Genomic DNA, 23320 nt, shown 5'->3' on the forward strand with positions numbered 1-23320 from the left:
ACATGGGATTTACAACCGAACAACAATCAGTTATTGATGCCAGGAATTCTAATGTTCTGGTGTCGGCAGCAGCGGGTTCCGGAAAAACTACAGTGCTTGTTGAGCGCATAATACAGCGAATTACGGGTGATGACCCTATAGATATTGATAAGCTTTTGGTGGTGACCTTTACCAAGGCAGCTGCGGCTCAGATGAAGGAGAAAATCCTTGCAGCCATACAGAAAAAGCTCTCAGAGGACCCGACAAATTCGCATCTCCAAAGGCAGGAGACGCTTGTTCACGGCGCCCAGATAACAACAATAGATTCATTCTGCCAATATGTGATAAAGAACAACTTTAATGATATAGATCTTGATCCTTCCTACAGAGTAGGGGATGAAGGTGAGATGAGGCTTCTTAAAGCGGATGTGCTTGAGGAACTTCTTGAAAACAAATATGAAGAGGGAGATCCTGAGTTCCTTAATTGTATGGAGTATTTTGCTACAGGTAACAGTGATAGGGATGTGGAGGATTATATTTTAAAGCTCTACAATTATGCCATGAGTATGCCCTTTCCCGAAGAATGGCTCTCCGAAAGGGCGAATGATTATTTCCTTAATGAGGCCTCTTTTGAAGAGGCGGAATTTGTTAAGCTTAGTAAAAAACAGATTGCAGCTGCAATTGATGAATGCATCCAGTATTTTTCCAAAGCTCTGGCATTGTCTAATGAGCCGGATGGCCCTTATGTTTATGCGGATATGCTCGAAGAGGAGCATGATAAATTAATCAGTATCAGAAATGCAGCGGGCAAAAGCTTTGATGAGATAAGGGCTGAGGTTCTTAATATGAGCTTTGGAACCTTATCACGTAAGAAGGATGAGTCAATAAATGCGGATAAGCGTGAGGCTGCAAAGAATTACCGGGAAAAGGGAAAAAACCAATTAAAAGCAATTGTCGATAAATATTTTGCTGAGGATAAAAAGACAATATGTAAGCATATGGAGTATGCTGCAAAGCCGGTAAAGACTCTTGCGGAGCTTGCAATAAGCTTTAAGGAAAAGTTTGATGAGAAAAAGCGTGATAAGGGTATCATTGACTTTGGCGATATGGAGCATCTCGCCCTTGATATTATTTTAAACGGCGGAGCAAAGCAGTACAGAGACTATTATGAAGAAGTAATGATAGATGAGTATCAGGACTCAAATAAAGTACAAGAGCTCCTCCTTTCTGCTATTTCGGGAGAAGATGAAGGCATCTACAACAGGTTTATGGTTGGCGATGTTAAGCAGAGTATTTACAAGTTCAGACTTGCAAGACCTGAAATCTTCATGGGTAAAATGAAAACCTACTCGTGGGAAGAGGGCGCTGACAAGAGAAAGATATCTCTGCACAATAACTTCCGAAGCAGAGGAGAAGTCCTTGACGGAGTAAATTATGTCTTTGAGCAGATAATGGGTGATGACCTTGGCGGGGTCAGTTATAACGAAGATGCAAGACTTGTTACCGGCGGTGAATTCCCCAAGCCGGAGGAGGCGCAAAAAGATGCCTTTACTACGGAGCTGATGCTTGCTGATATTAAAGATTCTTCATCCGAGGAAGCGAAGGAAACAGAGGCGGGGATGATAGCCTCAAGAATTGCGGAATTGATGAAGACCGGTATTGTCACAGGTGAAGATAAGGAGCTGCGACCCGTAAGGTACGGGGATATAGTTATTCTTCTAAGAACTACCAAGGGATGGGATGATGTTTTCAGAAAGGTACTTGAAAGTAAGGGAATACCTGCCTATGTGGAATCGAGAACAGGGTATTTTTCAGCTACAGAGGTGGTTACGGTATTGAATTTTTTAAGAATCCTGAATAATCCCAGACAGGATGTGCCTTTGGTCAGTGTGATGCATTCTGCTATAGGCGGATTTTCGGATGAGGAACTGGCACTTATAAAATCCTTTGACAGAATGAGAGAGAAGGACGCGGAAAAAAATCTGTTTGATGATGACAGCTTCTATGACATTTTGTTAAAGTACACCGGTGATTGGGATAACAGGAATGGGGATAGCGAGAAGGCGGAAGATACATCAGCTGAAGCAGACATACTTAGTGAAAAACTGGCAAAGAAAATAAGTGATTTTCTGGCATTTATTCATGAATACAGGAAAAAGGCCGAGTACTTACCTGTAAATGAGCTTATTCGTCATATCCTGAATGATACGCATTACGGAGAATATTGCGCAGCGCTTCCCGGAGGAGCCAAGCGTCTTGCTAACCTTAATATGCTTTGCGAGAAGGCATCTGACTACGAAAGAACGAGCTTTAGCGGTGTGTTCCACTTTGTAAGATATATTGAACAGCTTGAAAAATATGAAGTGGATTACGGTGAAGCGAATATACTTGATGAAAACGCCGATGTTGTGCGTATTATGAGTATTCATAAGAGTAAGGGACTTGAATTCCCTATAGTGTTTTTATCCGGCATGTCCAAGTCATTTAACTACAGGGATACCATGCAGTCTGTTGTTCTTGATATGGATATGGGAATGGGCGCAAATGCGCTGGATCTTGAGCATCGCATAAAATACAGGACACTTAGAAAGAGTGTTATGAGCGATGTTATGAAGTCTGATATATTGGGCGAAGAAATGCGAATTCTTTACGTTGCTATGACCAGAGCTAAGGATAAGCTTATTATGACAGGGCAGACCAAGATTGGAGACGGCGAGAAAATAGCTGACAGTGAACTGGGCGGGCAGCTTCAAAAGTATATGAGCTTTAGGAACAGACAGCCGGAAGATACTGAGCAGCCATACCTTCTGCCTTATTATCTTAGAAATTCTGCAGGTTCCTATCAGGATTTGGTATTAATGGCGCTTGCGAGGCACTCTGAATTTGAGGCTATCTGCAAGGGAGCAGGCATAGATTGCGAGCCTGTTAAGGCAACCGATAAAGAAACAGGCAATGAGCCTCCTTTTGCCTTCAGGCTGATGTCGGCGGATGAGCTTACTGCAAAGGAAATTACGGAGGAGGTATCTGCAAAGGTAAGGCTTCAAAAGCTGACTCTTGATATTTCTCCCGAAGAACAGCAGTATGTGCAGCTTTTTGAGGATAGATTCAGCCATAGTTATGCTTTTTCAAATTATGAGGACCTCTATGTTAAAACAACAGTCACGGAACTGAAAAAAGCACAGCTTGAAAGTGAGAACGAACCCGCATATCAGCTTATACCGGAAGAAGAGATCGTACCGGAATTTATATCGGATAAAGAGAAAAAGGCAGTAGGTGCCGCAAGAGGTACTATTTATCACAGAATTATGGAGCTTTTATACGGAACGGGAGATGACTCTATCGATGATATAACAGCAGATCTTTCCGGATGGATCAAACACATGGAGGAAAAGGGAAAGGTTCCGGCCGGTGCATTTGAGAGCGTTAAGACGGAGGATTTCCTAAAATTCTATAAGAGTGAGATTGGCGGCAGAATGAAGCAGGCAATGCTTAAAGGAAAGCTGTTCAGGGAATCTCCGTTTATGATGGGAATCAGTGCAAATCTGGTGAATCCCAAATTCCCGGAATCCGAACAGGTCCTTATTCAGGGAATAATCGATGTCTGGTTTGAAGAGGATGATGGAATAGTACTTCTTGACTATAAAACCGATAAAGTCAGAAGAGCAGAGGAGCTTGTTGAAAAGTACAAGGTTCAGCTTGATTACTATCAACAGGCACTTGAAAGAATTGTACAAAAAAAGGTGAAGGAGAGAGTTATCTACTCCTTCACCCTTGGTGAAACTATATTACTGTAAAATATTGTCGTTATGATGCATGGGAGAATTTTTCTCTTACATCATCTTCATTAGCGAGATATTTAATCCTGTTAAAGGCACTTTTTACGGAAGGAATACTTATGAGAATCATTGTGAGTATTCCTTCTGCGCCTATATACAGACTGTTGTACGCGAGTGAATAGGTAAAGGGATGCATTCCGTAATCTGCTGCGTACTGACCAAAGAATATCACGCCTGAAAGAACAGAGAAGAAAAGACGTCCTGTGATTCCTGTAAGATATCCTAAAACCATACCATGCTTTTTATTTGAGAATAATCCTGAAAGACCAAGCGCACCAAAAGCAAGTATATAGTCGCAGATAAGCTGCGGGATACTGATTATGTACGGGTCGGTTATGAGTTGAAGAAGACCATAGGCCAGAGCGGAGGTAAGTCCTGCTCTCAGTCCGTAAAGGTATCCTACAAATGTTATAAAGAACATGGAAAAGAGAGTTATTGAACCACCCATTGGCATATCAAATATCTTGATCATATTTGTTATCATTGCAAGTGTAACGCACATTGCAGCGAAAACAAGTTGTTTGGAGGAAAAGTGGTTTTTGTTGTCTCTTCCCGTGAAAAAGCATGCTGCGATCAGCGCTGCTATAAGTAAGACTACAAGTAAGCCATAGCCTTCAACTGTGATTTCGTAGGTATCTTCTACCTGTTGTAAAAATAATGACATAATATAATAACCTCCTGGTATAAATTTATGCATATATCCGACGAAATGTTAACGGAGGTCTGTTTTTGTAATGCTATGTAAAATACGCATTACAATAAAAAACCTCCCTGATTTTGCTATAGGGAGGTTCTCTTTATCAAAATAAATAGATACTAATTATCAGATAAATGCTTCCTTACGCCGGTATTATCCGGTTCAAGTAATGAGGGTCGATGGAAAAACATCATCTCAGCAAAGCTCCCCTAGCAAAAAAATTTTGTAGTATTCAGTTCTTAAATCGATTTAATTAAAAGCTATTTTGTTGGTAATGTCAACATTATTTTTTGAATTTAAAGAAGCGGAATACCATTATTTCTGGCAAATTCTGTATATTCCTCATCCCAGAGAGAGCACTGTACTTCTCCGATATGTGCTTTTCTGAGGAAGAAAAGACAAAGTCTTGACTGTCCTATACCACCACCGATTGTGTAAGGAAGCTCCTTGTTGAGGATAGCTTTCTGGAAAGGAAGCTCTGCCCTTTCGGTACAACCTGCTTTTTCAAGCTGGGTCTTAAGAGAATTCTCATCAACACGGATACCCATTGATGAAAGCTCAAGTGCAATATCAAGTACAGGATAATAAACCAGGATGTCACCGTTTAAAGCCCAGTCATCATAGTCCGGTGCTCTGCCGTCATGCTTCTCACCTGATGCAAGAAGATCACCTATCTGCATGATGAAAACAGCACCCTTCTCCTTTGTAATAAGATATTCACGTTCCTTGGCATCTTTGCCGGGATACATATCTTCAAGCTCCTGAGAAGTAATGAAGAATATATCGTGAGGAAGTATTTCTTCAATATAATCATACTGAATTGACATGTACTTCTCTGTTTTACGGAGTACCTTATATATAGTGCGAACTGTATCTTTCAGGAAATCGAAATTTCTGTCTTCTTTATTAATAGCTTTTTCCCAGTCCCACTGATCAACAAACACGGAATGGATATTATCGGGAATCTCATCCCTGCGGATTGCGTTCATATCGGTATACAGACCTTCGCCGACCTTGAAACCATATTTTTTAAGCGCAAAACGTTTCCATTTTGCCAGTGAATGTACAATTTCAGCCTGGCGTTCATTTTCTTCACGAATATCAAAAGCAACAGGGCGTTCAACGCCATTAAGGTTATCATTCAAACCTGATTCCGGTGCCACAAATAAAGGTGCGGTAACACGAAGAAGGTTCAGATTCTCTGAAAGAGTATTCTGAAAGAAGTCCTTAACTGTTTTTATGCCTACCTGTGTGTCGTGGAGATTTAGTGCTGAAGTGTAATCTTTGGGAATTATTAGATTTTCCATAACCATGCTCCTCTCTAAACTATAATAAAGATTAAAACGCTTTTTATTTCATAGCGCAAGAAAAAAATTGAATAATCTATAAATAATTACATTTGTCTATAAAAAAATTATTAATTAAATACTCAGTAATCATGATTTAATAATGCGAATATAGATAGAAAACATATCAACTTAATCGTTTTAAGAAAATCTTAAGAAAAACATAAGAAAACCTACAATATTTTTTCAGTTTTATGAGATATAATCATTCGAGTAAGGAGATTTAAGAATATGGAAATGAAGAAGATAATCAAATTAACACCGTATCAGGTAAAGGATTTTGTTAACGCTGCAACAAAGTGCGATTTCGATGTAGATGTATCCTACAATCGTTTTACAGTAGATGCTAAGTCCATTCTTGGTGTCTTTGGACTCAACTTCGATCGTCCACTTACAGTTAGATATAGCGGATACAACCAGGATTTCGAATCATATCTTAGCGAGCATGCTGTTGCTTGCTAATTAAGCAACTGGATAATAGTAACTGATTTACAACAAGTAGTAGTAAATAATGCACTTAGTGCGAAGCGTTATAAATAATTATCTGATAAATGAGCTCCCCATGATATACTGTCATGGGGAGTTTTTCGTATGTTTTATTATGTGAAAATACTTCATTATAATTATCAGAAGGATTCATAATGAAAGAAATAAAGATTTCAGTCAGGAGCCTTGTCGAGTTCCTTTTAAGGTCGGGAAATATTGACAATCGAATTCATCATGCACCGGATACTGCCATGCAGGAAGGTGGCAGAATTCATCGCAAGATCCAAAAAAGCATGGGACCTGAGTATCAGGCCGAAGTATCGCTTAGTTTTTCCTATTCAAGTGAAAATTACATATTGACTATTGATGGCAGAGCAGACGGCGTTATGGAAAGAAAAGATAAGCCGTTACTTGTGGATGAAATAAAGGGCACTTACAGGGAACTCAAGAATATAAAAGAACCCGATGAGGTCCATCTTGCTCAGGCAAAATGCTATGCTGCCATTTTGACGAAACAAAGAGAGCTTTCGGATATTTGTGTAAGAATTACATATTGCAATATCGATACAGAGGAAACGAAGCTTTTTGAGGAAGAATATACTGCTGAAGGCATTATAGGATGGTTTGATAAGCTTATTTTATCGTATCACCGATGGGCGGAATATATAGCCACATGGGACTATAAAAGAAAAGATTCCATACATGGCATGGCGTTCCCCTTTCCATACAGAGAGGGGCAAAAAGAGCTTGCTGCTGGTGTTTACAGGACTATTTATCACGGAAGGAAGCTTTTTCTCGAGGCGCCTACCGGAACAGGTAAAACCATTACTACAGTCTTTCCTGCTGTAAAGGCTATCGGTGAAGATAAGGCAGAGAGGATTTTTTATCTGACCGCAAAAACAATAACAAGAACTGTTGCAGAGGAAGCATTTGAACTCTTAAGACAGAAACAGGGACTGAAATTCAAAACCGTAACGCTCACAGCAAAAGAAAAAATATGCTTCCTGGATAAATGTGATTGTAATCCGGTTGCCTGTCCTTATGCGGAGGGGCATTTTGACAGGATAAACGACTGTATATATGAGCTTCTTACAAATGCTGACAGCTTCGACAGGGAAACGATCATTAAGTATGCCATGAAATACAATGTGTGTCCCTTTGAGCTTTCTCTTGATATGAGTCTTTTTGCGGATGCGGTAATATGCGACTATAACTATGTTTTTGATCCGTTTATATATCTGAAACGGTTTTTTGCAGCCGGACCCGGTGGAAATAATATATTTTTGATAGATGAAGCACATAATTTACTGGACAGAGGCAGGGATATGTACAGTGCCGAGTTAGTTCTTGATATGCTTTTGTCTTTTGAAGCGCTGATATCGGATGCTCATCCGAGAATTGCGGGAATTGTAAGAGCATTGTCTTCTGAAATGGAGAATCTTATGGAAGAAGATGATTCTGCCGAGATTTTAGAGGATATATCACCTATAATGCAGAGAATTAATCTGCTTATTTCTGTTATTTCAAATTATCTTGAGGAGCATTCGGAAGGACTTTTCCGTGATGATATTCTTGATTTTTATTTTGAAATATCCAGATTTGCAAATATTTACGAACTAATTAACGATAAATATGTTATATACTCCGAGAACTGTGAAGAAGGGAGCTTTCGAATAAAACTGCTTTGCGTGGACCCATCCGATAATTTGTTTAATTGCATGGAACGTGCAAAGTCAACGATATTATTTTCCGCGACAATGCTTCCTATACAGTATTACAAAAAACTGCTTGGTGGGAAAAAAGAAGATTATGAAATATATGCGCATTCTGTTTTTGACAGTTCAAGATGCGGAAGACTTGTTGCCTGTGATGTTACAAGCAGATATGCAAGACGAGGTGAGGATGAATACAGAAAAATTGCTGCTTACATAGATGCTATTGTTAAGGCTAGAAACGGAAATTATCTGATCTTTTTTCCATCAAGGCAATTTATGGATGAGGTTGGATTCATTTTTGAACAGGAATTCTATGATGAAGACAATCAGGAAATCCTGGTTCAGAGTGAGTCAATGAGTGAAGAGGAAAGAGATGAATTTCTAGGTAGATTCACACCCGGGAATGATATTGACCTTGGCAGTGTGATAAATATGGAAATAGAAGTTGAACCGTCAAAGAGTATTTTGGGGTTTTGCATGATGGGTGGAATATTCAGCGAGGGAATTGACTTAAAAAAGGATAGCCTTATTGGCGTAATAATTATTGGTACAGGCATTCCTCTTGTTTGTAATGAAAGGGAAATCATAAAAGATTATTTTGAATTTGATGGCGAGGATGGCTTTGATTTTGCCTACAGATATCCGGGAATGAACAAAGTTCTTCAGGCTGCTGGAAGAGTTATAAGGACTGAAGAGGATTTTGGGATAGTGGCACTTTTGGATGAGCGTTTTTTGCAACGATCATATTTTGAACTGTTTCCAAGGGAATGGAAGGGGATCATAAAAACATCGACCGATAGAGTCAAAAATGACGTAAACGCACTCTGGAAGCGGATTGACGAAGGTAGATGATTGGAAACTATCATAAGTATACGGGGTATTTTCAGATAAAAATGAGTTATGGTTAACATAATGATTAGAATTGATAATATTATGTCAACCATTAAATGTTGCTAATAGTTTGAATTGTTTGAAAAATAGTAATGATATCTATACAATTTGAGGTGGATAACACTAAAAAATGACACGCGTGTACATGTGGATAACTCTGTGGAAATTGGGGATAGTTTGGAAACGCCTATTCCGAAAGGTGCATAAAATAGCATTTACTGATGGTTTACGATATTAGCCACATCATAATCGAAATTCCAACATGATACTAATATAGTCAATAATACTATGTAAACCAGAAAATAATAATGACATCTGTGTCATGAGACGGTTTAAGACCTCTTTATTGCCGGCGAAAAAAGTCGATGTATTTGATTACAGCAGCACTGGATTGACAAAAATACCGGAATTGAAATATCATAGTACGGTATATGTAATTCTATGGTAAGAGGACATTAATAATGAGAAAAGAATTGGCAAAAACTTATGATCCAAAAGGAATCGAGGACCGACTTTATAAGAAATGGGAAGACAATAAGTATTTTCATGCTGAGGTGGATGAGACTAAAAAACCATTCACAATTGTAATCCCTCCGCCGAATATCACAGGTAAGCTGCACATGGGACATGCTTTTGACCAGACTCTTCAGGATATTCTTATCAGATGGAAGAGAATGCAGGGATATAATGCACTCTGGCAGCCCGGAACTGACCATGCCAGTATTGCTACTGAGGTTCGTATAACAGATGAACTTAAGAAGCAGGGAATTGATAAGCATGATCTCGGAAGAGAGAAATTCCTTGAAAAGGCATGGGAGTGGAAAAAGGAATACGGCGGAACAATCGTATCACAGCTTAAGAAGCTCGGAAGCTCATGCGATTGGGATCGTGAACGCTTCACAATGGATGAGGGCTGCAACAAGGCAGTTACAGAAGTTTTTGTGAAGATGCATGAAAAAGGCTATATATATAAAGGAAATAGAATTGTCAACTGGTGTCCGGTATGTAATACATCTATTTCGGATGCCGAAGTTGAGTATGAGGAACAGGCAGGACATTTATGGCATATTAAATATCCTGTAATTGATGAGGACGGAACAGTAAGCAAGACTGATTTTATTGAGTTTGCTACAACACGTCCCGAGACAATGCTGGGAGATACAGCAGTTGCGGTAAATCCCGATGATGACAGATATAAGAGCTTTAAGGGTAAGAAGGTTCTTCTTCCTATAGTTAACAGAGAGCTTCCTATAGTAGAGGATAGCTATGTAGATATGGAATTCGGTACAGGTGTGGTTAAGATTACACCTGCGCATGACCCTAACGATTTTGAGGTTGGTAAGCGCCATAATCTTGAAGAAATCAATATTCTCAACGACGATGCGACCATAAATAAAAACGGTGGCAAGTTTGAGGGTATGGATCGTTATGAGTGCCGTGACGCCATAGTTAAGGAACTGGAAGAGCGTGGACTTCTTGTTAAGATTGAAGACTATACACATAACGTTGGCACACATGACAGATGCGGTACAACAGTTGAGCCTATGATCAAAAAGCAGTGGTTTGTTAAGATGGATGATCTTATAAAGCCTGCTGTTAAAGCTGTCAAAGAGGGTGAGATCAAACTTATTCCCCAGCGTATGGAGAAGACTTACTTTAACTGGACAGATAACATCAGAGACTGGTGTATTTCCAGACAGCTGTGGTGGGGGCACAGAATCCCCGCTTATTACTGTGAGGAATGCGGAGAGACAGTTGTTGCCAAGGAAGAACCTTCAGTATGTCCTAAGTGCGGATGCACACACTTTAAGCAGGAAACAGATACTCTTGATACATGGTTTTCATCTGCTTTATGGCCTTTCGAGACACTTGGATGGCCGGAGCAGACACCTGAGCTTAAGTATTTCTTCCCTACAGATGTGCTTGTAACCGGCTATGATATCATTTTCTTCTGGGTTATCAGAATGATATTCTCCAGCTATGAGCAGATGGGTACATATCCTTTCAAGACCGTGCTTTTCCACGGACTTATCAGGGATTCCCAGGGGCGTAAGATGAGTAAGTCATTGGGTAACGGTATTGACCCGCTCGAAGTTATCGATAAGTACGGTGCTGACGCTCTTCGTCTCACTATCGTTACAGGTAATGCACCCGGAAATGATATGAGATTTTACTATGAGCGTGTTGAGAACAGCCGCAACTTTGCAAATAAGGTATGGAACGCTTCACGTTTCATCATGATGAATATGGGTGAGGATGAAAAGAGTGCAATCCATCAGCCTGCACCTGAAGGGCTTGAACCTGTTGATCACTGGATCCTTTCAAAACTCAACAATACAATCCGTGAAGTCACTGAGAACATGGATAAGTTTGAGCTTGGTATTGCGGTTCAGAAGGTTTATGACTTTATTTGGGAAGAATTCTGTGACTGGTACATTGAGATGGTTAAGCCTCGTCTGTACAATTCAGATGATAAGAAATCCCATGAAGCAGCAATCTGGACACTCCAGACAGTACTTATTAATGGATTAAAACTTCTTCATCCTTATATGCCTTACATCACTGAGGAAATCTTCTGCACAATTCAGGATGAAGAGGAGTCTATAATGATCTCATCATGGCCTGAATATAAGGCTGAATGGAACTATGCCGCAGATGAGAAAGCAATTGAGACAATAAAGGAAGCTGTAAGAGGCATCCGTAATATCAGAACACAGATGAATGTTGCACCTTCCCGCAAAGCATTGGTTTATGTTGTTTCAGAGAAGGAAGAGGTACTTGATATTTTCCGTACCGGTAAGCTTTTCTTTGAGACACTTGGCGGAGCTTCCGAATCTGTATGTCAGAATGACAAGGCAGGTATCCCGGAGGATGCAGTATCAGTAGTGCTTGCTGAGGCAACAATTTACATGCCTTTCTCAGATCTTGTTGATATTGCGGCTGAGATAGAGCGCCTTGAAAAGGAAAAGAAGCGTCTTGAAGGCGAGCTTAAGAGATCAAAGAACATGCTCACTAACGAGAAATTCCTTTCAAAGGCTCCGGCTGAAAAGATTGAGGAAGAAAAAGAAAAGCAGAAGAAATATGAGCAGACATTTGCACAGGTTGAGGAAAGACTTGCGCAGCTGAAAAAGTGATAAATGGGTTATGAATGAAGATATGACTAAAAGTATTGGCGATATGATCGGTCGCCTTGATGCAGGTGAGAGACTGGGGTTCTACGAATGTGACAGATTCGTAGACCAGATACCTGCATTTACCGAGAAACACTCAGTGGAGGAAACAAAGAAGTTCCTTGAGTATCTTGGCAACCCCGATATTGGAATGAAGATAATTCATGTCGCAGGTACAAACGGTAAGGGGTCAGTTTGTAATTATCTTTCAGAGATATTGAGACAGGCCGGCTTTACAGTCGGAATGTTCACATCACCGCATCTTGTGAAAACGACTGAAAGATTTTGCGTGAACGGAAAACCGATAGAAGATGCTATCTTCTGTGAGATATTCGGTGATCTCATCAGGAAAATAGAGGATTATTCTGTTGATGGCTATTTCCCTACGTATTTTGAATTCCTGTTTTTTATGGCAATGATTTTGTACTCAAAGTACCCTGTGGACTACCTGGTCCTTGAAACCGGACTTGGCGGAAGACTGGATGCCACTAACAGTGTCCATGAGCCTGTTTTGGATGTAATAACCGAGATAGGAATGGATCATATGCAGTATCTTGGCAATACAATTTCCGAGATTGCCGGAGAAAAAGCAGGAATAATAAAGGAGAATACTCCTGTAGTTGTATATAATAAGAGAGATGTCAGTACAGAAGTTATTGAAAAGAGAGCTGCTGAACTTTCTGCAAAGGTTTATAGAGTTGAACCCGGTTATGTTACTGAGATAAACAATGCTCCGGATGATGCAGGGAATATTTGCATTGATTTTTCATATGAATCTCAGTATGATAAATATTGCGATTTGCGTTTGCAAACTGTTGCGGATTTTCAAACAGAGAATGCCGCAATTGCGATAATGTGTACCAGAGCTCTTAGAGATATGGGCGTCAATATAACGGATGATGATATAAGCTATGGCCTCAGAAAGGCCAAGTGGGGCGGAAGAATGGAACTTATTCTTCCCGGTATGTATGTTGATGGTGCGCATAATGTTGATGGCATGGAAGCTTTTCTTGAATGTGCAAAAAAGATTCCGTGTGACAAAAAAAGAACACTTTTATTTGGAGCTGTTGCAGATAAACAATATCATCTGATGATAAAGCTGATTCTGGAAAGCGGACTGTTTGATCGTATTTGTGTTTCTGTTTTGGAAACAGGAAGATCTGTGTCCGAATCACAGTTAAGAGCGGCTTTTGAGTCGGAGCTTCGTCATTTTAAAGACAGACCTGAAATCAGGTTTTCGTATTATACCAGTGTGCGAGATGCGCTTATGGATATAATTACCGATCGCGGGGCAGGGGATGTCGTATTTGCGGCAGGCTCATTATACCTGGTAGGACAGGTGAGGGAATCACTTGGTATAATGCCAGGTAACTAAATTTTGCTTTTCTTATGAGTCAGTTTTTGGGAGCATTATAATGATCAATTTTGAAAATGAACTTAAGAAGTTTCGTCCAAGCCTCGAAATTGAGGATGCTGAGGAAATAATCTATAATCAGGATCTTGACGATATGGCAGATGTACTTGTGAGTCTGCTGAAGGATGCTAAGGCTGAGGAAGCCGCTAGACAGACACGCATCCACTGACAGGCGTTTATAGACGAGAGGGGACGTACTTCTAATTATGAAATGTTATCAATGTGGGGCAGAACTTACTGAACGTGATTACTGTCCGAATTGTGGTGCGGGAGTAAAGGTTTACAAACGAATTATATCTTTGTCAAACCGTTACTATAATGAAGGGCTTGAACGTGCTGAGATCCGAGATCTTTCAGGAGCCGTAGAATCACTGCATCAGAGTCTTAAACTTAATAAGAGTAATATTCAGGCCAGAAACCTTTTAGGATTGGTTTATTATGAATGCGGTGAAGTAGTTGCTGCTTTGAGTGAATGGGTTATTAGTAAGAACCTTAAACCTGAAGATAACGCAGCTGATGACTACATGGATCTGGTTCGTAATGATCCTTCCCGCTTAGAGGCCTTTAATCAGACAATAAAGAAATTCAATATAGCGCTAAATCATTGTCATCAGGATAGGCTTGACATGGCCGTTATACAGCTTAAGAAAGTATTATCGATGAACCCCGGCTTTATAAGGGCTCATCTGCTTCTTGCGCTTTTATATCTGAACAACGGCAATTATGCGAAGGCTAAAACCGAAGCACAAAAGAGCTTAAAACTTGATACCGGCAATGTTATGGCTGCCAGATATCTTAAGGAAGCCGAATCAATGATGCTTCCACAGGATAGTAAGGCGAGTGAAGAAAAAGTAAATGCAAAGGCGGATGTTGTACGTTACCAGAGTGGTAATGAAACTATAATTCAGCCTGTGCGTTCAAATGTTTTGACAAGAAGCGGCTCAATTTGGGGAATTGTTCTCGGAGTTGTACTTGGAATCGCAGCAGCATATTACCTTATTTTACCTGCGAGAATACAGTCTATGAACGCAAGCTTCAGAGAACAGATTTCTGCGATAAGTGAGGAATCTGATTCTAAGTCGGCAAAACTTGGTGAATATGAGCAACAGATAGCTTCGCTTAATACTGAGCTTGAATCCCTTAAAAATGAAGTAAGTTCATATGAGGAGACGGACAGTTCAGGTTCTGCGGCAAATGATCTTATGGCAGCTGTTGCAACTTATCTGGCTACACCAAGCGACCTTGACAGTATTGAAGAACAGATGAAGGGCGTAGATCTTAATAATTTGGAAGGACCTGCGACAAGACAGTTTACTGAACTATATAATTCATTTATGACATTGGTCGGAAGCGATCTTTCCAAGAGAAGCTATCAGACAGGCTCTGATGCGTACAGAAACCAGGATTTTGAGACAGCTATTGCATCCTTTTCCAAAGCTTTCCAGTATGATAATACCAATGTTGATGCTCTTTATAACTTGGGAAATGCATACTATGAAAGTGGTGACACTGATAATGCGAAGGTCATTTATGACCAGGTTGTAAACGATTTCTCGGACACAAGCAGTGCAAGCTCAGCCGAGACAAAGTTAGCAGAGATTAATAATGCTTCAAATTAACCCTAATATGATTAATTTTTCGGATTTATCTTTTATATTCAGATTTCTTCCGATATTTCTTTGTGCATATTATTTATTACCATCAAGGCTGCGCCCACTGATTCTTCTTGTGGGCAGCCTTGCTTTTTATGCTATTGGGGATTCCAGAAGTCTGGTTATCTTACTGGCTGCGGTAGTGGCTAATATCCTGCTATCTTACGGCTGTCAGGAACATAGTAAGATCAGTCTGTTTCTGATTGTTTCATTGGATGTTTTGCTTCTTCTTTCATTCAAGTTTCTTGCCGGTTACGGAAGTGAGTTTGGGCTTCCGCTCGGTATCAGCTTTTTCACATTTAAAATGGTGAGCTACCAGGCTGATCTTTACATGGGAAAAATAGGCAAGCGTCCCGGTATTTTTGAAGTGGCCGCTTATTTCGTAATGTTTCCGCAGGTTATATCAGGACCTATTATGAGATATTCCGATTTTGAAAAGAATAAGCTTATTTCTGCAAAGGAAGACAGATCAAAGGCATTAAAGGATAGAATACCTGTGTATCTGGATAAGATTGAAGAAGGCTTTGTCTATTTTACTCTTGGCTTTGCTATGAAGGCAATTATAGCTGATTATCTTGCCATGATGTGGAACGATATGGGAACCATAGGATATGAAAGTATTTCTACGCCCCTGGCTTGGGCAGGAGTGGTTTGTTACTCACTTAATCTATATTTTGACTTTTGGGGATATTCGCTTATGGCTGCGGGAATCGGAGTTATGCTGGGATTCCCTTATGTGAGAAACTTCGATCATCCATATTCTTCAAAAAGTGTGGGTGAGTTTTACCGCAGATGGCATATGACCTTGGGAGCGTGGTTTAGAGATTATGTATATTTCCCTATGGGAGGAAGCCGGGCAGGTAAGATCAATACAATAAAAAATCTTGCAATTGTATGGCTTCTTACCGGATTGTGGCATGGTGTCACTGTCAATTTTATGATCTGGGCAGGTATGCTATTTTGCATGATCGTTTTTGAAAAGTTTGTATGGTCACGTAATGAAAAACTCTTAAAGATTATAGGTAGAGTAAATGTACTTTTAATGATTCCGATAACCTGGGTTATTTTTGCGTTGCCAAACAAAGAGGACTTATTCAATTATCTTGGCAGAATGTTCCCTTTTACGGGAATTGGTGTAGCGATAAACCCGGGCGACTTTGCAAAGCTATTGTCAATGTATTACCCATTCCTGTTTGCGGGACTTGCTCTTTTACTTCCGGGAGTTTACAGCTTTTTTGCAAGGCACAGAAGAGACTGGCCCGTCAGAGTGGTAATGCTGGTACTGTTCTGGGTGTGCGCAGCGATAGTATCTACCAAAGCGGGTAATCCGTTTATGTATTTTAACTTTTAAATAAATTTGATAGTTATAGCAGGAAGAATATGAAAACATTTTTTCAGCATATTCTGACCATGGGAATTGTGGTGGTGGCACTCTTTTTTACTGCCGATTCAGCTCTTGGACAGGGGTATATGTATGAAAAAACTGAATATAGTTTTGCTGATGAGCCTTTGCTGACTCAGCCATTGAACCGCATAATGGAGGGGAAGACGCCTTATCTTATTGCGCTTGCAGGAGAGAAGCTTTTCGGAATAAAAATGGAAGGTCCGGAGATTTTAGAGGAATCTGAGGAGGTACTAATTCCTTCAAACGTAGAGATTTCTTCGGGAAACGCATTGGAGGATACAGGTGTTTCTGATGGAAATGCAGTACAGGACGTATCTTCCGGAAATGCGGGTGAAGTGACATCAGGAGATGCAGTAGCAGTATCGGACGGAGACGCACTCGTAGTAACATCAGGAAATGCAGGGAATGAGCCTTTAGCTGATACAGATAATGCATCCTTTGACGATACAACAGCTGAAATTGTTGAAGAACCTGTTAACGACAGTTATGTTCTTACAAGTGTAACTGATGATTATTTTGATGATGCACTTTTTATAGGCGATTCGAGAACGGTAGGGCTATCTGAGTATTGTCCTGAACTTAATGCGCATGCAACTTTTTATGCGAAGGTATCACTGACAATATACGGACTTGATGATAAAGCATTTGTATCTGTGCCGGTACTTCCTGTAGAAAGCGATTATCTTCTTACGGAAGCAGGTGATGAAAACGCAGGGGCACCGGGAGAGGGCGAAGCAGCTACCACAATACCGGAGGATCAGTTGCCTAAGGAAAAGACAACCGTTTTAGATGCTCTTTCAAGGAAACAATTTTCCAAGATTTATATTATGCTTGGTTTGAATGAGCTTGGAAGCGGAACAAAAGAGACCTTTACACAGGCTTATGCGGGTGTTGTAAATCAGATACGTGCGCTTCAGCCTGATGCGATTATAATTATCCAGGGAATCATGCATGTTACTAATTCAAAGAGTAACAGCGACAGAGTGTTCAGGAATTCAACCATAAATGAAAGAAATGCAATGCTAAGTACACTTGCTGACGGAGAGCATGTATTTTATCTGGACATGAATGAAGCTACCGATGATGAAAATGGTGGACTCGGACAGGATTTGTCATTTGATAATGTACATTTGAAAGCAAAATCTTACGCATTATGGTATGATTATTTGAAAAACCATGCCTATGTAAAAGAAAGCGAACTTTCAAGATATACCCAGACTGCTGAAGAAGCGGAAGTACCTGCTGAATAAGGACTAAGTACTGTTATAAGGCATATGTGCAAAACGGTATGAGTCAGATAAAACATGCGTTTATAGATGAGGAGTCTGCAAATGGTAAGACAGATGGTTTTTAAAATGGAACGCCCGGGATTATTAAAAGAAGGTGATGAAATAACGGTCACCGAGGGTGAACTTCCCAGTAACGTGTATTATACGATTGATCCATCACTTGCGATGTCTGCAAACTTTCCTTTCAGGGAAAGGATGAGTGAACGTAAGGGCACGGTTTTAAAGGTTGAAGAGAACGACAGAGGCTTCTATGTGACAGCTGAGTTTGATTCTGAGAAACAATAAAATATTTTGAGAGCATTAAAGGAGGACAAAAAAATGCAGTATGTATCAACAGACAAGGCACCGGCAGCAATAGGACCATACTCACAGGCTATAAAGGCAGGGGATTTTCTTTTTGCTTCAGGACAGATTCCGATAAACCCTTCAACAGGTAATATTGAGGGAACAGATATTTCAGAACAGGCAGATCTTGTTTGTCGCAACATCGGAGAAATATTAAAGGCAGCAGAGACTGATTTCGACCATGTTGTTAAGACGACATGTTTCCTTGCCGAGATGTCAGATTTTGCAGCATTCAACGCAGTATATGAAAAGTACTTTACAAGTAAGCCCGCAAGAAGCTGTGTCGCAGTTAAAAAGCTTCCCAAGGATGTTCTCTGCGAAGTAGAAATCACAGCATATCTGAAATAATCTGAAACAGAAAGGGCTGAATCAAAAAACATATATTTAAAAACGGATATCCGATAAAAATTAGTTGGTTATAAATATGTGTTTATAGAGGAGGTATGAAACAAAATGGCTGTAATGCGTAGAAAATCGGCCACTTTGATGGTAATGTTGGGAACAATGCTGCTTGGCAGCGGTTGCGGAAGTTTTGCAGGTCATAAAAATACAGATCTGGGACTTGCGCATATTCAAAGTTATGAATATGAGGAGGCTGCCGCCAGCTTTGATGCAGCGGAGGCAGCAGGGGAGAATGCCAGATTACTTTACAGAGCAAGGGGAATTCTTGATCAGAACCTTGGACAGTATGATCTTGCGGTAGAGGACTTTCTTAAGTCTCTGTCAGCTACGAGCGGAATCCCCGGAGATATGGATTTTGACACCAATTACTATCTGGCTGATGCATATATTCATCTGGGAAAATATGATGAGGCTACTAAAGTCTATGATGCCATTCTTGATTTGAGAAAAAGAGATAAGGAAGCATACTATATGCGTGGTATGGCCAGACTTAACAGTGAAGATCATGATGGCGCAATCAATGATTTTAATAAGGCGATGTCTCTTTCTCCCAGAAACTATGATCTTAGAATAATGATTTACAAAGCATTATCTGCAAATGGATTTGAGGAGGAAGGTAAGGGAATACTGGAAGCCTGCCTTAATAATACAGATCCTAATATGACAAATTACGAGAAGGGACAGATATCCTATTATTTAGGAAATAACGCTGATGCACAGAGTTATCTGGAACTTGCCAGAAACGAGAGAGATACTGAAAAGGCTCCTGTAGTGCTTCTTCTTGGTCAGACAGGTGAAAAGCAGGGTGATTATAATTACGCAGTAAGTGTATATAAAACATTTTTGGCAGAAGACCCCAATCATCCGGATATTTATAACCAGCTTGGATTATGCCAGGTAAGCACCGGTGATTATGAAGGGGCAGTTAATTCATTCGAAGCAGGGCTTGCTCTTGGAAGCAGTGAATATGACAGAGCACTTATGATGAATGAAATTACGGCATACGAATATGCCGGCAATTTTGCACAGGCAAAGACTTTAATGGAAAAATACAGGAAGGCGTATCCAAACGATTTGGATGCGGAGAGAGAGGAGATATTCCTTTCTACAAGGTAATCATATTGGGTAAAAATCGTTACAGAAATTTAGATAATAGTTATTATATCGGGCGAAAGCCAAAGAGAAAGAATATAAAGGGAATCATTGTGCTAAGTGTGGCTGCAGTACTGTTAATTGTAGCTGTTATAGCAGTTATTCTTTTTATATTAAACAAGAATAAGAAGGATGATAATGCGGCTGATCTGTCCACGATTCAGGAGTCAATTCCTGTGGAAGAGACTCAGGTCAAGGAACCGGAGCCGGAGCCGGAGCCTGAACCGGAGCCTGAAGTTGAGGTCAGACAATTATCGCCTGAGGTTGCCAGCTTTGCAACCGGTTATACAGTACAGGCTACAGGTTCAACTGCAGATATAGTGAGTGAGGATGTCATTAGTGAGAATGCGGTCCTTATAGATGTTGACAAGGCGGAAATCGTTGCAAAAAAAGCAGCAGATGTAAGAATTTCTCCAGCATCAATGACCAAAATTCTGACTGTACTGGTTGCTGCAGAGCATGTCACAAATCTTGATGATACATTTACTATTACAAGAGAAATTACAGATTATTCATTTTCAAACGAATGCAGTATTGTCGGATTTGAGGTCGGCGAAGTAGTAACAGTAAGAGATTTGATGTACGGAACTATTCTTCCTTCAGGAGCAGATGCAGCTCTGGCTCTTGCAACGTATGTCGGCGGTTCTCATGATGGATTTGTGGAAATGATGAACCAAAAGCTTGATGAACTTGGACTGTCTGAGACAGCTCACTTTACAAACTGTGTGGGTATATATGATGAGAACCATTACTGTACACTTACAGATATGGCTATGATCTTAAAGGCAGCCGTTGAAAATGACCTGGCAAGAGAAGTTCTCTCAGCTCATACTTATACAACAAGCCCGACAGAGCAGCATCCTGAAGGGATGATCATTTCAAACTGGTTTCTCAGACGAATTGAGGATAAGGAAACAAATGGCACTGTAGTATGTGCAAAGACCGGATTTGTAAATCAGTCCGGATGCTGTGCAGCAAGCTATTCGGTTTCCAATAGCGGCGGACACTACATATGTGTTTCAGCCAATGCGTGGAGCTCCTGGCGTTGTATTTATGACCAGGTTGCAATCTACGAAACATATTTACAATAATAAAAAAATTAAAATAAAAAATCACCTTCTACATATAATGATCTGTAGAAGGTGATTTGCATTTAGTCTGGATATTACGAGCATAGAGAAGGTTCACATAGTGAGGTGTTTTCATAATCCTCAGTTCAGGTCATCGAGATTAGAGTCCACATCATCGTTAAAGCCGATATTTTGCATATTAACTGTACGGCGACGCAGACGGGCACGCTCGGATTCCTGATTGATGAAATCTTTTATTTCTTTTCCGTGCTTGATATTTTTCATGATGATAGTTTTATCTGTGACATCTGAAGTAAAAAGTGTGATGGTTGAGAGACCTGCAAGTCTCTGGAAAAAGCTTCTTGAAAGCTCAACATCAGTTATTTTGTACATAAAGCAGTCATCTTCCTTAATGCTGAGAAAACCGGAAGTAATCGTCAACTCATTATCATACACTTCATAATGCTTAAAGGGCCATGGAATACCAAAAAGAATGAGTCTTCCGTATTCCTTATACTGAAGAGTTCCCTTTGCAATAGCAGATGCTTCATTTTGTGCAGGATTTGAAATCTTTGCCATTTATTTGTTACCCCTTTTCTTTATTGATAATAATGATGTACTGGACATAACATGTGAGCAAAACTTATAATCTATATGATGACAGAGGCAAAATTTATCGTTTGACTCTTTCATCATTTATATGATTAATATAACACTAATATTTTATCATATTACTGAATATTTGTGTGGTTTGGGGAAGTTTTGTTGGAGGATTTTTAATGATAGAACATCGGGGGGCTTATGATACTATCAGCAAAATATATGATACGTTCGCTGTAACATCGAAGAGCCGATATGTTTATGTATATGATATTGAAAACAATATGGCCAGGTGGTCCAAGAATGCGGTAAATTACTTTGGGCTGCCGGGTGAGTTTGTCTATAAAGCAGATCAGGTATGGGAGACGCATGTTCATCCCGAGGACAGAGCATCCTATAGAGAACATCTTCTTACTGCCTTTGAGGGCAATCGTGTTAGTCCAAGCTTTGAATATCGCGCCAGAAATAAGAGTGGTGAATATGTTGCATGTTCATGTAGAGGAGTGGTGATCAAGGATTATTCCGGGAAAGCTGCTTTTTACGCATGTTCCCTTATAAATAAGGGTATTGTAGACAATACGGATCCTATTACCGGACTTTCAAATCACTACGAGATGTTTAATTATATGCACCGATTGGAGAACACCAACGAAACCTATATTCTTCTTCTGGTAAATGTTATTGATTTCGGTGATATAAACAGATTATACGGTTACATGTTCGGAAACAGGATGCTAAAGCAAATGGCTGAATGGCTTCAGAATGAAGCCGGTGAAAAAGGGCATGTATATAGAGGAGAAGGTACTATCCTCGGACTTTGCACTGTAGGGATGGATTTGGAAGATGTGAAAAAACTCTATTCCCGTATGAGAATGTTTGTCCGTCAGAATATACAGATAGGACAAAACAGAGTGTCCGCAGAGCTTGGCGGAGGAGTTATTGTGGTGGACGAATCCGGGACAGATGTGCATGCTGTTTATACAAGCGCCAAATATGCTCTTGCACATTCCAAGTCAGAGAAACACGGTAATCTTATTATTTTCCATAATAATGAGCTTGAATACAACAAGAGCACTATAGAGCTTGTCGGACTTGTACGAGAGAGCGTGCTGGATCATTGCAGAGGTTTTTATCTCAACTACCAGCCGATAATATCCAAAAATGATGGGAAACTGTCGGGAGCAGAGGTGCTCCTTAGATGGAAAAGAGATCCTTACGGTGATGTATCTCCCAGCGAATTCATTCCCTGGCTTGAACAGGACAGCTCGTTTTATGTACTGGGAAACTGGATACTTGATAAAGCCATGAAGGACGGACTGGAAATATTAAGGGATCACCCGGGATTTTACCTTAGTATCAATCTTGCTTATGTTCAGCTGGAGAGAAGTGAATTCAGAACCACGATTCTGCAGCTATTAAGGAGAAACAGGTATCCGGGAACGGCATTGTGTATAGAATTATCCAATATTTCCAGAGAAATAAATTTTGATTATTTAAAGAGCCAGGTAATTTTCCTTAAATCCTGCGGAATCAGAATTGCTTTGGATGTCACTGATTTTACAACGCTTGATCTGGCGACAAGGCTGCCTATAAACACGATAAAGCTTGCGCCCGAGATTACCGAAAATATCGGAAAGAATCCTCTTAGCAGATATATGACCGAGGCTATAACGGGATTTGCAGCAAACATGAATATGAGTGTCTGCGCAACCGGGGTAGGAAATGCGGATACGGAGCACAGACTTTTTAAATATCCTGTGGATTATTATCAGGGATACTACTATTCCAGGCCGGTTGGACTTGCTGAATTCAGGAGACTGTCTCTTTATAAGAGCAGATAGATGATATTAAAAAGTTCTTATTTTATAATA

Annotated in this window: 17 protein-coding genes and 1 riboswitch; of the genes, 14 read left to right on the forward strand and 3 right to left on the reverse strand. The window is 40.1% G+C overall.

Translation table 11 applies throughout. From position 1 onward, the window contains the following. Positions 1-2 precede the first annotated feature (2 nt). On the forward strand, positions 3-3773 hold the full coding sequence (addA, locus tag BV60_RS0106340) for a helicase-exonuclease AddAB subunit AddA (RefSeq protein WP_029320317.1): 3771 nt from the start codon (positions 3-5) through the stop codon (positions 3771-3773). Between the two features lie 10 nt (positions 3774-3783). On the opposite strand, the gene BV60_RS0106345 is transcribed toward addA, so the two are convergent. Continuing rightward, on the reverse strand, positions 3784-4479 hold the full coding sequence (locus BV60_RS0106345; protein ID WP_029320318.1) for an energy-coupled thiamine transporter ThiT: 696 nt from the start codon (positions 4477-4479) through the stop codon (positions 3784-3786). Between the two features lie 155 nt (positions 4480-4634). Further along, positions 4635-4733, reverse strand: a riboswitch (TPP riboswitch). Positions 4734-4808: 75 nt separating this feature from the next. After that, positions 4809-5819: an aspartate--ammonia ligase gene (gene asnA / locus BV60_RS0106350; RefSeq protein WP_029320321.1), complete on the reverse strand. Its 1011-nt coding sequence runs from the start codon at positions 5817-5819 to the stop codon at positions 4809-4811. A gap of 270 nt (positions 5820-6089) precedes the next feature. Here asnA and BV60_RS0106355 point away from each other — a divergent pair, with 270 nt between their 5' ends. The 12 genes from BV60_RS0106355 to BV60_RS0106410 all read left to right on the forward strand — a co-directional run bounded on the left by BV60_RS0106355 (position 6090) and on the right by BV60_RS0106410 (position 20870). Next, positions 6090-6320 (forward strand): HPr family phosphocarrier protein, encoded by a 231-nt coding sequence (locus tag BV60_RS0106355; protein WP_029320323.1) that lies wholly within the window; start codon positions 6090-6092, stop codon positions 6318-6320. A 179-nt stretch (positions 6321-6499) separates the two neighbouring features. After that, complete coding sequence (locus tag BV60_RS0106360; RefSeq protein ID WP_035777106.1) at positions 6500-8911, forward strand: ATP-dependent DNA helicase; 2412 nt, start codon at positions 6500-6502, stop codon at positions 8909-8911. 500 nt (positions 8912-9411) lie between these two features. Then, positions 9412-12084: a valine--tRNA ligase gene (locus BV60_RS0106365; protein WP_029320326.1), complete on the forward strand. Its 2673-nt coding sequence runs from the start codon at positions 9412-9414 to the stop codon at positions 12082-12084. Positions 12085-12094: 10 nt separating this feature from the next. Next, positions 12095-13495 carry a bifunctional folylpolyglutamate synthase/dihydrofolate synthase gene (locus tag BV60_RS0106370; RefSeq protein ID WP_051656551.1) on the forward strand — a complete coding sequence of 467 codons (1401 nt, stop codon included), beginning with the start codon at positions 12095-12097 and terminating at the stop codon, positions 13493-13495. Between the two features lie 40 nt (positions 13496-13535). Next, a complete protein-coding gene (locus BV60_RS23465; RefSeq protein ID WP_035777107.1) occupies positions 13536-13703 on the forward strand; it encodes a hypothetical protein in 168 nt (55 codons plus the stop codon). A 37-nt stretch (positions 13704-13740) separates the two neighbouring features. Continuing rightward, positions 13741-15153: a tetratricopeptide repeat protein gene (locus BV60_RS0106380; protein ID WP_029320330.1), complete on the forward strand. Its 1413-nt coding sequence runs from the start codon at positions 13741-13743 to the stop codon at positions 15151-15153. Between the two features lie 7 nt (positions 15154-15160). Beyond that, positions 15161-16537 carry an MBOAT family O-acyltransferase gene (locus tag BV60_RS0106385; protein ID WP_197029533.1) on the forward strand — a complete coding sequence of 459 codons (1377 nt, stop codon included), beginning with the start codon at positions 15161-15163 and terminating at the stop codon, positions 16535-16537. Positions 16538-16566: 29 nt separating this feature from the next. Next, complete coding sequence (locus BV60_RS21750) at positions 16567-17841, forward strand: GDSL-type esterase/lipase family protein (protein WP_051656553.1); 1275 nt, start codon at positions 16567-16569, stop codon at positions 17839-17841. Positions 17842-17922: 81 nt separating this feature from the next. Then, on the forward strand, positions 17923-18165 hold the full coding sequence (locus BV60_RS0106395) for a hypothetical protein (RefSeq protein WP_029320334.1): 243 nt from the start codon (positions 17923-17925) through the stop codon (positions 18163-18165). 33 nt (positions 18166-18198) lie between these two features. Next, a complete protein-coding gene (locus BV60_RS0106400; protein WP_029320335.1) occupies positions 18199-18573 on the forward strand; it encodes a RidA family protein in 375 nt (124 codons plus the stop codon). Positions 18574-18678: 105 nt separating this feature from the next. Next, positions 18679-19743, forward strand: a complete 1065-nt coding sequence (locus BV60_RS0106405; RefSeq protein WP_029320336.1) for a tetratricopeptide repeat protein — start codon at positions 18679-18681, stop codon at positions 19741-19743. Positions 19744-19748: 5 nt separating this feature from the next. Then, a complete protein-coding gene (locus tag BV60_RS0106410) occupies positions 19749-20870 on the forward strand; it encodes a D-alanyl-D-alanine carboxypeptidase family protein (protein ID WP_051656554.1) in 1122 nt (373 codons plus the stop codon). 120 nt (positions 20871-20990) lie between these two features. Here BV60_RS0106410 and BV60_RS0106415 read toward each other — a convergent pair whose 3' ends face one another. Then, a complete protein-coding gene (locus tag BV60_RS0106415) occupies positions 20991-21428 on the reverse strand; it encodes a PH domain-containing protein (RefSeq protein WP_029320338.1) in 438 nt (145 codons plus the stop codon). 200 nt (positions 21429-21628) lie between these two features. On the opposite strand from BV60_RS0106415, the gene BV60_RS0106420 reads away from it, so the two are divergent. Beyond that, a complete protein-coding gene (locus BV60_RS0106420; protein ID WP_029320339.1) occupies positions 21629-23290 on the forward strand; it encodes a sensor domain-containing phosphodiesterase in 1662 nt (553 codons plus the stop codon). Positions 23291-23320: the final 30 nt, after the last annotated feature.

This window comes from Butyrivibrio sp. AE3004 (assembly GCF_000703165.1).
Lineage (GTDB): Bacteria > Bacillota > Clostridia > Lachnospirales > Lachnospiraceae > Butyrivibrio.

Bases quoted from the DNA above. Each gene is read 5' to 3' on its own strand.
- BV60_RS0106360 (WP_035777106.1), top strand. From the start codon at position 6,500: ATGAAAGAAATAAAGATTTCAGTCAGGAGCCTTGTCGAGTTCCTTTTA.
- BV60_RS0106420 (WP_029320339.1), top strand. From the start codon at position 21,629: ATGATAGAACATCGGGGGGCTTATGATACTATCAGCAAAATATATGAT.
- addA (WP_029320317.1), top strand. From the start codon at position 3: ATGGGATTTACAACCGAACAACAATCAGTTATTGATGCCAGGAATTCT.
- BV60_RS0106385 (WP_197029533.1), top strand. From the start codon at position 15,161: ATGATTAATTTTTCGGATTTATCTTTTATATTCAGATTTCTTCCGATA.
- BV60_RS0106405 (WP_029320336.1), top strand. From the start codon at position 18,679: ATGGCTGTAATGCGTAGAAAATCGGCCACTTTGATGGTAATGTTGGGA.
- BV60_RS0106345 (WP_029320318.1), bottom strand. From the start codon at position 4,479: ATGTCATTATTTTTACAACAGGTAGAAGATACCTACGAAATCACAGTT.
- BV60_RS21750 (WP_051656553.1), top strand. From the start codon at position 16,567: ATGAAAACATTTTTTCAGCATATTCTGACCATGGGAATTGTGGTGGTG.
- BV60_RS0106395 (WP_029320334.1), top strand. From the start codon at position 17,923: ATGGTAAGACAGATGGTTTTTAAAATGGAACGCCCGGGATTATTAAAA.
- BV60_RS0106355 (WP_029320323.1), top strand. From the start codon at position 6,090: ATGGAAATGAAGAAGATAATCAAATTAACACCGTATCAGGTAAAGGAT.
- BV60_RS0106380 (WP_029320330.1), top strand. From the start codon at position 13,741: ATGAAATGTTATCAATGTGGGGCAGAACTTACTGAACGTGATTACTGT.
- BV60_RS0106415 (WP_029320338.1), bottom strand. From the start codon at position 21,428: ATGGCAAAGATTTCAAATCCTGCACAAAATGAAGCATCTGCTATTGCA.
- BV60_RS0106400 (WP_029320335.1), top strand. From the start codon at position 18,199: ATGCAGTATGTATCAACAGACAAGGCACCGGCAGCAATAGGACCATAC.
- BV60_RS0106370 (WP_051656551.1), top strand. From the start codon at position 12,095: ATGAATGAAGATATGACTAAAAGTATTGGCGATATGATCGGTCGCCTT.
- BV60_RS23465 (WP_035777107.1), top strand. From the start codon at position 13,536: ATGATCAATTTTGAAAATGAACTTAAGAAGTTTCGTCCAAGCCTCGAA.
- asnA (WP_029320321.1), bottom strand. From the start codon at position 5,819: ATGGAAAATCTAATAATTCCCAAAGATTACACTTCAGCACTAAATCTC.
- BV60_RS0106365 (WP_029320326.1), top strand. From the start codon at position 9,412: ATGAGAAAAGAATTGGCAAAAACTTATGATCCAAAAGGAATCGAGGAC.